The organism is Bosea sp. 29B (genome assembly GCF_902506165.1).
In the GTDB taxonomy this organism is placed as follows: Bacteria; Pseudomonadota; Alphaproteobacteria; order Rhizobiales; family Beijerinckiaceae; genus Allobosea.
On sequence record NZ_LR733817.1, the window covers coordinates 2,214,127 to 2,226,340 of the forward strand.

At 67.0% G+C, this 12,214-nt stretch carries 13 protein-coding genes; 11 read left to right on the forward strand and 2 right to left on the reverse strand.

Annotated elements, in window-relative coordinates; genetic code table 11:
• Positions 1-84 precede the first annotated feature (84 nt).
• Complete coding sequence (locus GV161_RS10845) at positions 85-723, forward strand: L,D-transpeptidase (protein ID WP_152013136.1); 639 nt, start codon at positions 85-87, stop codon at positions 721-723.
• A 56-nt stretch (positions 724-779) separates the two neighbouring features.
• Here GV161_RS10845 and GV161_RS10850 read toward each other — a convergent pair whose 3' ends face one another.
• Positions 780-1,664: a hypothetical protein gene (locus GV161_RS10850; protein WP_159650215.1), complete on the reverse strand. Its 885-nt coding sequence runs from the start codon at positions 1,662-1,664 to the stop codon at positions 780-782.
• Positions 1,665-1,845: 181 nt separating this feature from the next.
• Here GV161_RS10850 and GV161_RS10855 point away from each other — a divergent pair, with 181 nt between their 5' ends.
• From GV161_RS10855 to GV161_RS10870, 4 genes are all read left to right on the forward strand, one after another.
• On the forward strand, positions 1,846-2,742 hold the full coding sequence (locus GV161_RS10855) for a 2-dehydro-3-deoxygalactonokinase (protein ID WP_159650216.1): 897 nt from the start codon (positions 1,846-1,848) through the stop codon (positions 2,740-2,742).
• Complete coding sequence (locus GV161_RS10860) at positions 2,739-3,647, forward strand: ribokinase (protein ID WP_152013133.1); 909 nt, start codon at positions 2,739-2,741, stop codon at positions 3,645-3,647. Before GV161_RS10855 ends, GV161_RS10860 begins: the two co-directional genes overlap by 4 nt.
• A gap of 170 nt (positions 3,648-3,817) precedes the next feature.
• On the forward strand, positions 3,818-4,339 hold the full coding sequence (locus tag GV161_RS10865; RefSeq protein WP_152013132.1) for a TIGR02281 family clan AA aspartic protease: 522 nt from the start codon (positions 3,818-3,820) through the stop codon (positions 4,337-4,339).
• 150 nt (positions 4,340-4,489) lie between these two features.
• Positions 4,490-5,989, forward strand: a complete 1,500-nt coding sequence (locus GV161_RS10870) for a phosphomannomutase/phosphoglucomutase (RefSeq protein WP_152013131.1) — start codon at positions 4,490-4,492, stop codon at positions 5,987-5,989.
• A 24-nt stretch (positions 5,990-6,013) separates the two neighbouring features.
• Here GV161_RS10870 and GV161_RS10875 read toward each other — a convergent pair whose 3' ends face one another.
• Positions 6,014-6,448: a pilus assembly protein N-terminal domain-containing protein gene (locus GV161_RS10875; protein WP_244623967.1), complete on the reverse strand. Its 435-nt coding sequence runs from the start codon at positions 6,446-6,448 to the stop codon at positions 6,014-6,016.
• A gap of 537 nt (positions 6,449-6,985) precedes the next feature.
• Between GV161_RS10875 and GV161_RS10880 the strand changes: the two genes are divergently transcribed.
• The 6 genes from GV161_RS10880 to GV161_RS10905 all read left to right on the forward strand — a co-directional run bounded on the left by GV161_RS10880 (position 6,986) and on the right by GV161_RS10905 (position 12,214).
• Positions 6,986-7,150 carry a Flp family type IVb pilin gene (locus GV161_RS10880; RefSeq protein ID WP_152013129.1) on the forward strand — a complete coding sequence of 55 codons (165 nt, stop codon included), beginning with the start codon at positions 6,986-6,988 and terminating at the stop codon, positions 7,148-7,150.
• A gap of 130 nt (positions 7,151-7,280) precedes the next feature.
• Positions 7,281-7,808 (forward strand): prepilin peptidase, encoded by a 528-nt coding sequence (locus GV161_RS10885; protein WP_244623938.1) that lies wholly within the window; start codon positions 7,281-7,283, stop codon positions 7,806-7,808.
• A 135-nt stretch (positions 7,809-7,943) separates the two neighbouring features.
• Positions 7,944-8,720 carry a Flp pilus assembly protein CpaB gene (gene cpaB, locus GV161_RS10890; RefSeq protein WP_152013128.1) on the forward strand — a complete coding sequence of 259 codons (777 nt, stop codon included), beginning with the start codon at positions 7,944-7,946 and terminating at the stop codon, positions 8,718-8,720.
• On the forward strand, positions 8,717-10,201 hold the full coding sequence (locus GV161_RS10895) for a type II and III secretion system protein family protein (RefSeq protein WP_152013127.1): 1,485 nt from the start codon (positions 8,717-8,719) through the stop codon (positions 10,199-10,201). The genes cpaB and GV161_RS10895 overlap by 4 nt, the downstream gene beginning before the upstream one ends.
• Before the next feature lie 28 nt (positions 10,202-10,229).
• Entirely contained in the window at positions 10,230-10,958 is a 729-nt protein-coding gene (locus GV161_RS10900; protein WP_244623937.1) for a CpaD family pilus assembly protein, read from the forward strand.
• Positions 10,959-10,966: 8 nt separating this feature from the next.
• The gene (locus GV161_RS10905) at positions 10,967-12,214 is read left to right on the forward strand and encodes a CpaE family protein (protein ID WP_152013125.1); all 1,248 of its coding nucleotides are present in this window, start codon (positions 10,967-10,969) and stop codon (positions 12,212-12,214) included.

The window sequence follows — 12,214 nt, forward strand, 5'->3', positions numbered from 1 at the left end:
GGCTGACTTCGCATGGCGCACGCGCCCGAGCGACAGCGACCAAAGAGCCGTTTTCTTCAGGTTGCGTCGTTCAGGAGTCGCGTCATGTCCCGCCTTCTCGGCATTCTCGCTTTCTTATGCGCCTCGCTCGCCGGTCTCGCCGCGGCTGAGGCCAAGGTCGATGTCCGCGTCGACATCGCCGCCCAGCGTATGAGCGTCGCCACCAGCGATGGTGAAACCTACAACTGGGCGATCTCGTCCGGCCGCAAGGGCTTCCGCTCGCCTAATGGCGTCTATCGCCCGACCCGGCTCGAGCGCAGCTGGTATTCGCGCAAATATGGCGGGGCGATGCCCTATGCCGTGTTTTTCCGCGGCGGCTATGCCATCCATGGCACCGCTGCCGTCGGCGCGCTCGGCCGCCCGGCCTCGCATGGCTGCATCCGCCTGCATCCGGCCAATGCCGCCAAGCTGTTCGCGCTGGTCAAGAAGCATGGCTCCGGCAGCACCCGCATCGCGCTGAACGGCGCCGCGACCGACAATCTCTCGCGCTTCGCCAAGGCTTCGACCGGCTCGAAGCACACCATCGCGAAGGCCAAGATCAAGACGCAGAAGGCCGTGCTGACCGCCAAGCAGCAGCGCCAGGGCCCGGCTTGGGGCGAGGCGCGCGAGCAGATGCTGCTCAGGCCGGCGATCCCGGCCGGCGCGATCGGCTTCCAGCCGATGTCGGGGCCGGGCTGGCGCTAGCATCGAGCCGAAAAGTGGACCCCACTTTTCGGAAAGATCCGATGCCCGAACAAGGGTCAGATCGCCTCGGCGGCGATCCGCACCCAGCCCTCCAGCGTTTCGCCCGGTTGCAGCCGGGCGAGCGGCGAGGCTTCGCGCACGATCTTCTCGCTCGGTGCTCCCGCGGCGTGGCTCTGCGGCTCGGCGCAAAGGAAATCGACGCCGGCCGGCGCCCAGACCACCGGATAGCGCAGGCTCTCGCTCGCGCTCAGCGTGATGGCGAGGCCGGTCGAGGGCGTCTCGATCCGGGCGATGCCGTCCCAGCCGAGGAAGCTCCAGGCGGTCTCGGTGCTGGTGGCGAAGACCGGATTGCCGGCATAGGGGCCGCCGTCAATGAAGGCCTGCGTGCCGGTGGCGCGGAACTGGTCGCCGAAGATCAGCGCGCCGGTCGCGCTCATGGAGAGGCGCGTGTCGGCGGCGCAGGGGAACCAGGGATGCAGGCCGATGCCGAAAGGTAGGGCCTGGTCAGCCTCGTTGGTCAGGGTGAGTGTGACGGTCATACCGGTCTCGTCCAGCTGGATCTCCTGCCTGGCGAGGTAGCGATAGGGATCCGGGCCGGCCATACGGCGGTGGACCAGCGTGGTATGGCCGGTATCCTGCCGCTCGACCTGCCAGGCGGACTGCCAGCCGAAACCATGGATCGTGCCGGCAGGGTTGTTGGACGGCACGCTGAAGCGGGTATGGCCGTCGTCGACCAGGCTGTCGAAGGCGCGGTTGGCGAAAGGCAGCATCGCCCAGGCGCCAAACTTGTTCGGCGTCTCCGTCTGCGGCGCAAGCCCGGCCGGCGCATGCAGCAACGGCAGGACCGTCCCGTCCGGCCTCTGCCAGTCGAGCGCGGCGATCGTGCCGCCGGCGTCCGGGGCGATGCGGGCCGTGTAGCGGCCGGCCGAGAGGGTCAGCATGATCGTGTCCTTCACGACAATCGGAGCGGCGTTCGCTCCCCTCGCCTCGATTGCGCCCACAGGCGATATCGTCAAGGGCCGGCCGGGCTTGACCGGGCCGTGCCGGCCGGGGAGATTCCGCCTCTTCGCTTCGCCTTGGCCGGAACGCCGGACAAGGCACGTAATCCCGCCGGAGCCTGCCATGCCCAAACCCCTGATCGCGCTCGACTGGGGCACGACGCGCGCCCGCGCTTTCCTCATCGGTGAGGATGGCGTCGTGCTGGCGAAACGCATCGCCGATCGCGGCATCCAGTCGGTCCCGGCCGGCGGCTTCCCGGCCGCCTTCGCCGAGATCGCCGGCGAATTCCGGACGGCGCGGCCCGATGCCTCGGTGCTGCTCGCCGGCATGGTCGGCAGCCGCAATGGCTGGGTCGAGGCGCCCTATGTCGCTTGCCCGGCGAGCCCCGAGGAGATCGCCGCCGCCGGCCTTGCCGTCACGCTCGACGACGACACGCGCGCCACGATCCTGCCCGGCCTCTCCTGCGACGAGGGCGCTTTCGACGTGATGCGCGGCGAGGAGACGCTGATCGTCGGCCTCGGGCTGACCGACGGCATCGCCTGCCTGCCTGGGACGCATTCGAAATGGGCCGAGGTCAAGGGCGGACGGATCACCCGCTTCGCCAGCTTCATGACCGGCGAGGTCTACGGCTTGCTGCGAGAACATTCGATCCTGTCTCGCCTCGCCAGTGAGCCGAAAGGCGAGGATGCGGCTGAGGGTGCACGGCGCGGACTTGCCGCGGCGCAGCGGCCGGGCGGCTTGCTCAACGCCGCCTTCCACGCGCGCAGCGAGATTCTGGGCGGGCGCATGGAAGGCGGCGCGGTTGGCCCTTATCTCTCGGCTTTGCTGGTGGCGCAGGAGATCGAAGGCGCCCGTGCCCTGTTCGGCGGCCTCGGCAATCTCCACCTCGTCGCCGACGGCGTGCTGGCTGGCAGCTACGGCCGGGCGCTCGCCGCTGCCGGCCTCGATCATGGCCTGACCACGCCCGAGGACGCTTTTGTCGCCGGCGTCACCCGCCTCGCCCGGGGCCTTCAGGCATGATCACCGTCTTCGGTTCGCTCAATGTCGATCTGGTCACCCCGGTCGAACGCCTGCCCGGCGCCGGCGAGACCGTGCTCGGCCCGGGCTATGCGCTGCATCCCGGCGGCAAGGGCGCCAACCAGGCGTTGGCGGCCCGCCGCGCTGGCGCTGAGGTGATCCTGGTCGGTGCCGTCGGTTGTGACGGCTTCGCCGAGATTGCGCTCGGGCTACTGGCGCAGGATGGCGTCGATCTCGCCCATGTCGCGCGCGTCGAGGCGCCGACGGGTGCGGCCTTCATCGCCGTCGATGCGGCTGGCTCCAACCAGATCGTGGTCGCGGCCGGCGCCAATGCGCTGGCCAGGGCCGAGGCGGTCGAAGCCTTGAAGCCGGGCGAGAGAGATCTGCTGCTGCTCCAGCGCGAGGTGCCCGAAAACGAGTGCCTGCGCGCCGCGCAGGCGATGCGCGCGGGTGGCGGCCGGGTGATCCTCAACCTCGCGCCGGCCGGGGAGCCGGCCCCGGCCTTGCTGGCGCTGACCGACATCCTGATCGTCAACGAGCACGAGGCGTTGATCCTCGCCGGCTCGCTCGGCTGGACGCAGACCGAGCCCGACGCGATCGCCCGGCGTATCGACGGCGAGCGCGGCATCGCCTGCATCGTCACGCTTGGGAGTGCAGGCGCGGTCGGCTGGCATGGCGGCGTCCGGCGCCGGCTCGAGGCGCCGGTCGTCGATGCCGTCGATACGGTCGCGGCCGGCGACAGCTTCGTCGGGGCCTTCGCCGCGGCGCTGCAGGCCGGCTTCGGCTTTTCCGGCGCGCTCCAGCGCGGGCTCGCCGCCGGCTCGCTCGCCTGCACCATTGCCGGCGCCCAGCCGAGCGTGCCGCGGCGGGAGGCAATCGAGGCGCTGGTCGGCAGGAGCTTCCTGTAGGGCGAGCTTTCCGTAGAACGCGATCGATCCGGTTGAGCGCGAATTAAGCCTGGCTGCGCTCCGCAAGGCGCAAACGCGCCAGTTTCGGCGGTTTCGGCGCGCCGATTTACCCTTGGTCAGCACCTTTGCCCCTAGCGTCGCAGGGATGAGGCGGGAAGGGGAAATCGATCATGGCCCAGCGGCCGATTGTCTGGTTCTTGGGCGTTGCCGGGGTCGCCGGCCTTGCGGCCCTGAACGCTGCCGGCAATCTCGACCGGATGGTGAGCCGGGAGCCGGCTCCCGCGCGCGCCGCGCCGAGCGCGCCCGCACCCGCAAAAGCCGAGCGCGTCTTGACGGTGAACGCTGATTATCGCGGCCATTATGTCGTTCATCCCGCGATCGACAATTACCGCGTGAAGATGATGGTCGATACCGGTGCGAGCCTGATCGTGCTGACCGATGCCGATGCCCGCGCGCTCGGGATCAGGCCGGACCGCTCCGCCTATTCGGTGGGTCTCGGCACCGCCAACGGCGTGGTGCGGGGTGCGAAGACGATGCTGCGCGAGGTGCGGCTCGGCGATATCTCGGTGCGCGATGTCGAGGCCGTCGTGCTGCCCGCCGGCGCCCTGTCGGTCAGCCTGCTCGGCACGTCCTTCCTGCGCCGGCTGCGCGGCTACGAGGTCCAGGGCGGCCGCATGGTTCTGCGCGGCTGAGCAGCGCGCTGTCGGTTCCCAACCCCGTGCCGATCGGCTATGCCGCCCTTGCGTTCCCGCCACGTCATGCTCAGGCTGCATTCATGTAGCCTGTGGCCTGTCCGTTCCGCAGCCTCTCGCTGCACGATGTCCTCGAAACTGGATGGCCCGATGTTTCCGAAGCCCCTGCCCGAGCTCTTCCCCAACACCTTCGAGTACGAATCGCTGCCGATGGTGAAGCCGACCGGCTTCCGCGAATACGATGCGCGCTGGTTCTTCGGGAAAGAGCTCAACCTGATGGGCGTGCAGGCCGTCGGCATGGGCCTGGGCACGCTGATCAGGCGCATGGGCGTCAAGCCCGAGATCGTCACAGCGCATGATTTCCGCAGCTATTCCTCGTCGATCAAGATGGCGCTGGTCACCGGCCTGATGGCGGCCGGCTGCAAGGTCCACGATATCGGCCTCGCCATGTCGCCCATGGCCTATTTCGCCCAGTTCGAGCTCGACGTGCCTTGCGTCGCCATGGTCACTGCCTCGCATAACGACAATGGCTGGACCGGCATCAAGATGGGCGCGCAGCGCCCGGTCACCTTCGGCCCCGACGAGATGGGGCAGCTGCGCGACATCGTGCTCGCTGGCGATTTCGACCTGCCGGGCGGCGGCTCTTATCAGTTCGTGCCCGATTTCCCGGCGCGCTACATCGCCGACCTGACCAATCGTCCGAAGATCAAGCGCAAGCTCAAGGTCATCGCCGCCTGCGGCAACGGCACGGCCGGCGCCTTCGCGCCGCAGATCCTTGAAGCGCTCGGCTGCGAGGTCATCCCGATGGATGCCGAGCTCGACCACACCTTCCCGCGTTACAACCCGAACCCCGAAGACATGAAGATGCTGCACGCCATGGCCGATGCCGTGAAGCAGCACGGCGCCGATGTCGCGCTCGGCTTCGACGGCGACGGCGACCGCTGCGGCGTCGTCGACAACCATGGCGAGGAGATCTTCGCCGACAAGATCGGCGTGATGCTGGCGCGCGACCTCGGCAAGCTCAATCCGGGCGCGCAGTTCGTCGTCGACGTCAAGTCGACCGGCCTGTTCTCGACCGATCCGGAATTGCAGAGGCTCGGCGTCAAGACCGATTACTGGAAGACCGGTCACTCCTACATCAAGCGCCGGGTCCGCGACCTCAATGCCCTCGCCGGTTTCGAGAAGTCCGGCCACTTCTTCTTCAACGCGCCGGTCGGCCGCGGCTATGACGACGGTGTCGTCACCGCCATCGCCGTGATCGACATGCTCGATCGCAACCCGGATAAGTCGATGGCCGAGCTCTATGCGGCCGTGCCGAAGACCTGGGGCACGCCGACCATGGCAGCCAAATGCGCCGACGAGATCAAGTACGGCGTCAGCGACAAGATCACCAAGCGGATCGAGGCGATGAAGGCGGCGGGCGACAAGATTGCTGGCCAGGCGATCCGCGACGTCATCACCGTCAACGGCGTGCGTGTCGTCAACGAGGACGGCACCTGGGGCCTGATCCGCGCTTCCTCGAACAAGCCCGAGCTGGTCGTGGTTTGTGAAAGCCCGGTCTCGGAAGCGCGCATGCGCGAGATGTTCAAGGCGATCGACGGCGTTCTCCGCGAGAATCCGGAAGTCGGCGCCTACAACCAGACGATCTGATCGCTCTCGCGCGGGGCGGGGGAGCTACTTCTTCTCCGCGCCCGTCGCCGCGGCATTGCGAGCCCCGCTCTGGCCGCTGGTGCCGTCGAAGAACGCCTTGGAGTCGCCGAGCTGGGCGCTCGGCTGGCAGTTGGGCGTGCAGGAATAGCTCTCGCGCTCGAGGCCGCGCTGCACTGTCAGGATCGAATCGCTGGCTGCGCCGACGCGCACGCTCGATTCCGCCAGCAGGGCGCCGGTCGCGTCGAGCGCGATCAGATTGGTGACGCCGTAGCTCTTGCCGGTCACGATCATCACGCCGTTGCGCTGGACGGTGACGTCAGCGATCGCCGGATTGCCGACGATCACCGTCTGGGCCTTCTCGGGCAGTCGCAGCACCTTGGCGTGATCGACCGTCACCTGGACCGCTTCGGTTCTTGCATCGCCGGTTTCGCCCCGAGATTCAGGGGTCGGTGCAGGGATGAGCCGTGCCTGTGCGCGTACGATATCGGCCGAAAGGCCCGAGCCGGCAGCCGCTACGAGCCCGGCAAGGGCCAGCCTCTGGAAGGATTTGGAGAGCCGCGATCCCGGCATCGCAATGGACCTCGCACGCGCCTCAAGGTTTCGAACGGGACGAGGTAAGCCGAAAATGATGAATGGATTGCTAAGATGGCGATTTCCCGAGCCAATCCGGCTCCCGCTTCGGTCCTGGAAGCCTGATCGCCTGCAATGAAGAACGCATTTTGGTGTCGGCGCGCGCACGCTAACGAAGCGTCATGCGGTGTTTGTCTGATTTGCAGAGCGAGTTTTATTTTAAGTATCGAAGGGTTTATACCTCTCGTTAACTTACGTGCCGCGCTAAAAGCGTATTAACCATCGAGTGAAGACCTGTAAAATTCGGCGAATTATTGGGTCTCTTTAACTGATCGGCAAGATGGGCGCCGTAATGTCACTCCTGTCGCTGACCGAAGCCATCTAGAGCGAAGGCAGCAGTCAAACGTGGTGCAAAGGAGCTACCCCATGAAGAACCTGTTCGCGCGCTTCGCCAAGGATGAGTCGGGCGCCACCGCTATCGAATACGGCCTGATCGCCGCCCTGATCGCCGTGGTCTGCATCAGCACCTGGACCGCGATCGGTCCGGCGCTGAACGCCAAGTTCCAGGCGGTCCTGGCCGGCCTGCAGTAGGATCGTCGGCGTCACCCGCCGATATGAGCGCCCCGGATCGATCCGGGGCGCTTTTTTATGCAGAACGCCATACGCACGTCCGCAGTAAGGCTTTGGTGATGCGCCTGGCCCATCTTCGCACGAGCCCGCCATGTGGATCGTCGTCATGTCATTGCCGTTGATCGTCGTCCTGATCGTCTTTCCCGCTGCGATGGCCTATGCCGCGGCCAGCGATCTCATGACCATGACGATCCCGAACTGGCTTTGCGCGCTCCTGGTTGTCGCTTTCGGAGTGTGCGCGGCGACAATCGGCTTCGGCCTGAGCGCCGCGATCTGGCATCTGGCCGCGGGCCTTCTGGTGCTGGTCGTCTGTTTCGGCATGTTTGCCGCCGGCTGGATCGGCGGGGGCGATGCCAAGCTTGCCGCGGCCACGGCTCTCTGGCTCGGTTTCGAGCAATTGCTGCCATATCTCTTCGTCGCCGCGCTCAGTGGCGGCATGTTGACCGGCGTGATCATGCTCCTGCGGGCCGCGCCGCTGCCGGCGATGGCCAGCAACTGGGCCTGGGCGCAGCGCTTGCACGATGTCAAGCAGGGTGTGCCTTACGGCATCGCTCTCGCCGCCGCAGCACTTGTCGCTCTTCCCGATACGGCGATCTGGCGCGCCGCCACGGGCGTCTGAGAGCTCCAGAGCCGCTCTGGCGACGGGCGAAACAGCGATCTGCACAAAAAGATACCTTCGGTTAACCATAAGTTGACGATTCGAAGGCCACGATCCTGATGAAGGTCGGCGCATGCCGGCCAAGGATCCTGTGCCATGAGTCCCGCCCGCATCATTATTCTTGTCGTAGCGGTCGTCGCCGGACTCGGCGCAGCGCTCCTGATCGGCCGGCCGCCGAAGGTCACGACGCCGTCGGTGACGAAATACGAGCCGGCACCGACCGTCGAGGTGCTGGTGGCCGCGGCGGACGTCCCGCTCGGCAACAAGCTCGCGGCTGGCGATCTGAAATGGCTGGCCTGGCCGCTGGCGAGCCTGCCCACCGAGGTGATCCGCCGCCAGGACCTTCCCGGAGGCGAAGCCGAATTCGTCGGCCAGATCGCCCGCGCGCCGCTCTATGGCTCGGAACCGATCCGCCGCGATAAACTGCTCAAGGCCGATTCCGGCTTCCTTTCGGCGATTCTGCCGTCCGGCAAGCGCGCCGTCGCCATCACCACCGACAATCGCGGCGCCAACACCGCTGGCGGCTTCGTCCTGCCCAATGACCGTGTCGATGTAATCCGCACGAGCCGGGACGACAGCAACTCCAAGGACGCGTCGCCGCCGGTCAGCGAGACCCTGATCGCCAATGTCCGCGTGCTGGCGATCGGCCAGAGCATCCAGGAAAAGAACGGCGAGAAGGTCGTCGTGGGCGAGACCGCGACGCTCGAGCTCGACCCGAAGCAGGTCGAGGCCGTGACGCTGGCACAGAAGACCAGCAGCCTCTCGCTGGCGCTGCGCAGCCTGCAGGATGCCGGCGACAAGAGCACGCCGATCGATGACGGCGGCCTCACGCTCGTGCGCTACGGCGTCGTCACCAAGGCGGTGAAGCCATGATTTCCATGCTGAACTCCAATCCGCTGTCTCGTCGGCCGCAGCGTGCCCTCGCCGTGTCGCTGGCGATCCTGCCGCTGGCCTTGCCGCTTTGTACCGCTCCGGTTCTGGCGCAGGGCAAGGGCGCGGCGCCGGTTCTGAATGTCGGTGCCAGCGAACATGCGGTCTCGCGCCGGCTCGATCTCTCGATCGGCCGCTCGTTGATCGTCGAGCTGCCGCGCGACGCCAAGGAGGTCTTCGTCGCCAATCCCAAGGTAGCGAATGCCGTGGTCCGCTCGGCCCGCAAGCTCTTCGTCATCGGCATGGCCGATGGCTCGACCTCGATGTTCGTGATGGATGCCGAGGGCCGGCAGATCACGGCGCTGGAGATCGAGGTCGGCCGCGATCTCAACGTGCTGCGCACGACGCTGCGCACGGCGATGCCGGGCGCCGACATCCAGGTCAAGCCGGCCGGGAACTCGATCCTGCTGGTCGGCAATGTCGCGAACGCCTCCGAGGCAACGCAGGCCATGGACATCGCCAACGCCTTTGTCGGCATCTCCGGCGAAGGCGCGAACGCGACCAAGGGCGCGGTGATCAACTCGCTGACGATTCGCGGCCGCGACCAGGTCATGGTCAAGGTCACGGTTTCGGAGGTCTCGCGAAAGGCGATCAAGCAACTCGGCATCAACTCGACCGGCGAGTGGAAACTCGGCAAGTTCAGCATCACGCCGTCGATCGACACGCCGTTCTCGCTGCAGCCGCAGCAGCTGGCCGCCACCGCGATCGGCGCCGGCGTCGGCAACTCGACCAATATCACGATGCGAGCGCTTGAGCGCGCCGGCCTGTCCCGCGTGCTGGCCGAGCCCACCGTGACGGCGATCTCCGGCGAAAGCGCCAAGTTCACCGCGGGTGGCGAGATTCCGATCCCGAAAGGCTATTCCTGCGACACGACCAACCGCTGTGTTCTCAACATCGAGTACAAGCCGGTCGGCGTCTCCCTGAACTTCACGCCGATCGTGATGTCCGAGGGCAAGATCTCGATGCGCATCGCCACCGAGGTCACCGAGCTCGATTTCGAGAACCAGCTGCGCCTCAATCCAACCGAATCCACCGCGGTCAATGCGCCCGGCTTCCGCGTCCGCAAGTCCGATACGACGGTCGAGCTGCCGTCCGGCGGAACGCTGGCGACAGCCGGGTTGATCCAGCGCGTCTCGCGTCAGGCGATCAACGGGCTGCCGGCTCTGATGAACATCCCGATCATCGGTGCGATGTTCCGCTCGCGCGACTATCAGCGCGAGGAGACCGAGCTGATGATCGCGGTGACCCCCTTCATCGTGAAGCCGGTCGGCCCCAGCGGGCTGCAGCGCCCGGATGACGGCTTCGTCGAGGCGCATGATGCCCAGACGATCCTGATGGGCCGGTTGAACAAGATCTATGGGTCGACGAGCGGCGGGCCAATTCCGCAGGCCTACAAGGGCCGCGTCGGCTTCATCGCCGATTGATGACGGGGCTGCGACAAGGATGGCGATCGTGACCAGCAAGCCCTCTCGGACATACAAGGCGGCGTTGCCCGTCGCGCTCGGTGCCGCGCTCCTGCTCGGAGCCTGCGCCAAGGGCGATATCTCGACGTCCGGCATCCCCACCGACATCCGCGAGCGTCATCCGATCGTGCTGCGCGATGCGCCGCGTTCGCTCGACGTCTTCGTCGGGCGGGCTGGCGGCGGGCTGGACCCGCGCCAGGCCGACGACGTCGCCCGCTTCGGCGAGGATTATCGCCGCAGCGGCAAGGGCGGGTTGGTCGCCGAGGTCCCGACGGGGACCGGGCGCGATCTTGCAACTCATGACACGCTCGCCGGCATCCGCCGCTCGCTCGGCCGGGCCGGCGTCTCGCCCGGCCAGCTCTCGGTCAGGACCTATCGCATCGCCGATCCCGAGCTCGCATCGCCGATCCGCCTGACCTACGCCTCCTTGCAGGCCGGGCTCCCGCATTCCTGCGGACAATGGCCGGCCGATCTCGGCGTCGCCAGCTACAAGACGGATGCGATGAACGAGCCTTATTGGAATTTCGGCTGCTCCACCCAGGCCAATCTCGCAGCGCAGATCGCCGATCCGCTGGATCTGGTGCGCGCGCGCGGCGAGGGCCGCCTCGATACGCAAAAGCGCATGGAGGCGATCAAGAAGCTGCGCGAGGGCAAGGATCCCTCGACGCAGTATCGCCAGGAGCAGACCAAGATCAGCGACGCCGTCGGAGGCAAATGATGGCGAGCATGCCGGGATTCGAGCCGGAGACTGGCGGCGACGAGATCATCGCGCCATTGCCGCGCGTCACCTTGCAGGCCTTCTGCGAGACGCAGGACGTCGCTGCGGCGATGCAGGCGGTGACCGCCGACCGGCGCATGGACAAGGTCCAGGCGCGCGTCCAGATGGGCGGCCCGGCGGCGGCAGTCGAGGCGTTTCGGGGTGCCCCGACGCCGAATGTGATCGTGCTCGAGACCGTCAGCGAACCGGGCGCGCTGGTCGCCAATCTCGACGCGCTTTCCGAGAGCTGCGACCCCGGCACCAAGGTCGTCGTCATCGGCCACGTCAACGACATCCAGCTTTATCGCGAGCTGATCCGGCGCGGCGTCAGCGACTATCTGGTCGCTCCGTTCGGGGTCCTCGACCTGCTGCGCACCCTGTCCGAACTCTATGCGACGTCGGGTTCGGCGACGCTCGGGCGCACCATCGCCATTGTCGGCGCCAAGGGCGGTGTCGGCTCCTCGACCGTCGCGCACAACGTCGCCTGGGCGATCGCCCGCAATCTCGACGCCTCGACGGTGATCGCCGATCTCGACATCGCCTTCGGCACCGCCGGGCTGGATTTCAACCAGGATCCACCCCAGGGGGTCGCCGACGCCGTGTTCGCGCCGGAGCGACTCGACGCCAACATGCTCGATCGGCTCCTGTCGCGCTGCAGCGAGAATCTCTCCCTGCTCGCAGCTCCGGCGATGCTCGACCGCACCGTCGATCTCGGCGAGGACGCGTTCGAGCACGTGTTCGACCTGCTTCGGGCCAGCGTCCCCTGCATCGTGCTCGACGTGCCGCATCTGTGGACAGGCTGGGCCAAGCGGGCGCTGGTCGGCGCCGACGAGGTCGCGATCGTCGCTGCCCCCGAGCTCGCCTCGCTGCGCAACGCCAAGAATCTGATGGACTTGTTGCGTGCCGCCCGGCCGAACGATTCCATGCCCCGCCTGATCCTCAACCAGGTCGGCTTGCCCAAGCGGCCGGAGATCGAGGCGAGCGAATTCGCCAAGGCGGTCGGGATCGAGGTGATGACGTCGATCCCCTTCGATGCCCAGCTCTTCGGCACCGCGGCCAATAACGGCCAGATGATCGCCGAGGTTCAGCCGGGCAGCAAGGTGGCGGACGCCTTCGTGCAGATCGGGACGATTCTCACCGGCCGCGGCGAGCAGAAGCGCAGCAAGCGCAGCCTGTTCGAGCCACTGGTGGCCAAGTTGATGCGTCGGAAGGCCTAA

Bases quoted from the DNA above. Each gene is read 5' to 3' on its own strand.
- GV161_RS10870 (WP_152013131.1), top strand. From the start codon at position 4,490: ATGTTTCCGAAGCCCCTGCCCGAGCTCTTCCCCAACACCTTCGAGTAC.
- GV161_RS10885 (WP_244623938.1), top strand. From the start codon at position 7,281: ATGTGGATCGTCGTCATGTCATTGCCGTTGATCGTCGTCCTGATCGTC.
- GV161_RS10845 (WP_152013136.1), top strand. From the start codon at position 85: ATGTCCCGCCTTCTCGGCATTCTCGCTTTCTTATGCGCCTCGCTCGCC.
- GV161_RS10860 (WP_152013133.1), top strand. From the start codon at position 2,739: ATGATCACCGTCTTCGGTTCGCTCAATGTCGATCTGGTCACCCCGGTC.
- GV161_RS10855 (WP_159650216.1), top strand. From the start codon at position 1,846: ATGCCCAAACCCCTGATCGCGCTCGACTGGGGCACGACGCGCGCCCGC.
- GV161_RS10905 (WP_152013125.1), top strand. From the start codon at position 10,967: ATGCCGGGATTCGAGCCGGAGACTGGCGGCGACGAGATCATCGCGCCA.
- GV161_RS10880 (WP_152013129.1), top strand. From the start codon at position 6,986: ATGAAGAACCTGTTCGCGCGCTTCGCCAAGGATGAGTCGGGCGCCACC.
- cpaB (WP_152013128.1), top strand. From the start codon at position 7,944: ATGAGTCCCGCCCGCATCATTATTCTTGTCGTAGCGGTCGTCGCCGGA.
- GV161_RS10895 (WP_152013127.1), top strand. From the start codon at position 8,717: ATGATTTCCATGCTGAACTCCAATCCGCTGTCTCGTCGGCCGCAGCGT.
- GV161_RS10850 (WP_159650215.1), bottom strand. From the start codon at position 1,664: ATGCTGACCCTCTCGGCCGGCCGCTACACGGCCCGCATCGCCCCGGAC.
- GV161_RS10865 (WP_152013132.1), top strand. From the start codon at position 3,818: ATGGCCCAGCGGCCGATTGTCTGGTTCTTGGGCGTTGCCGGGGTCGCC.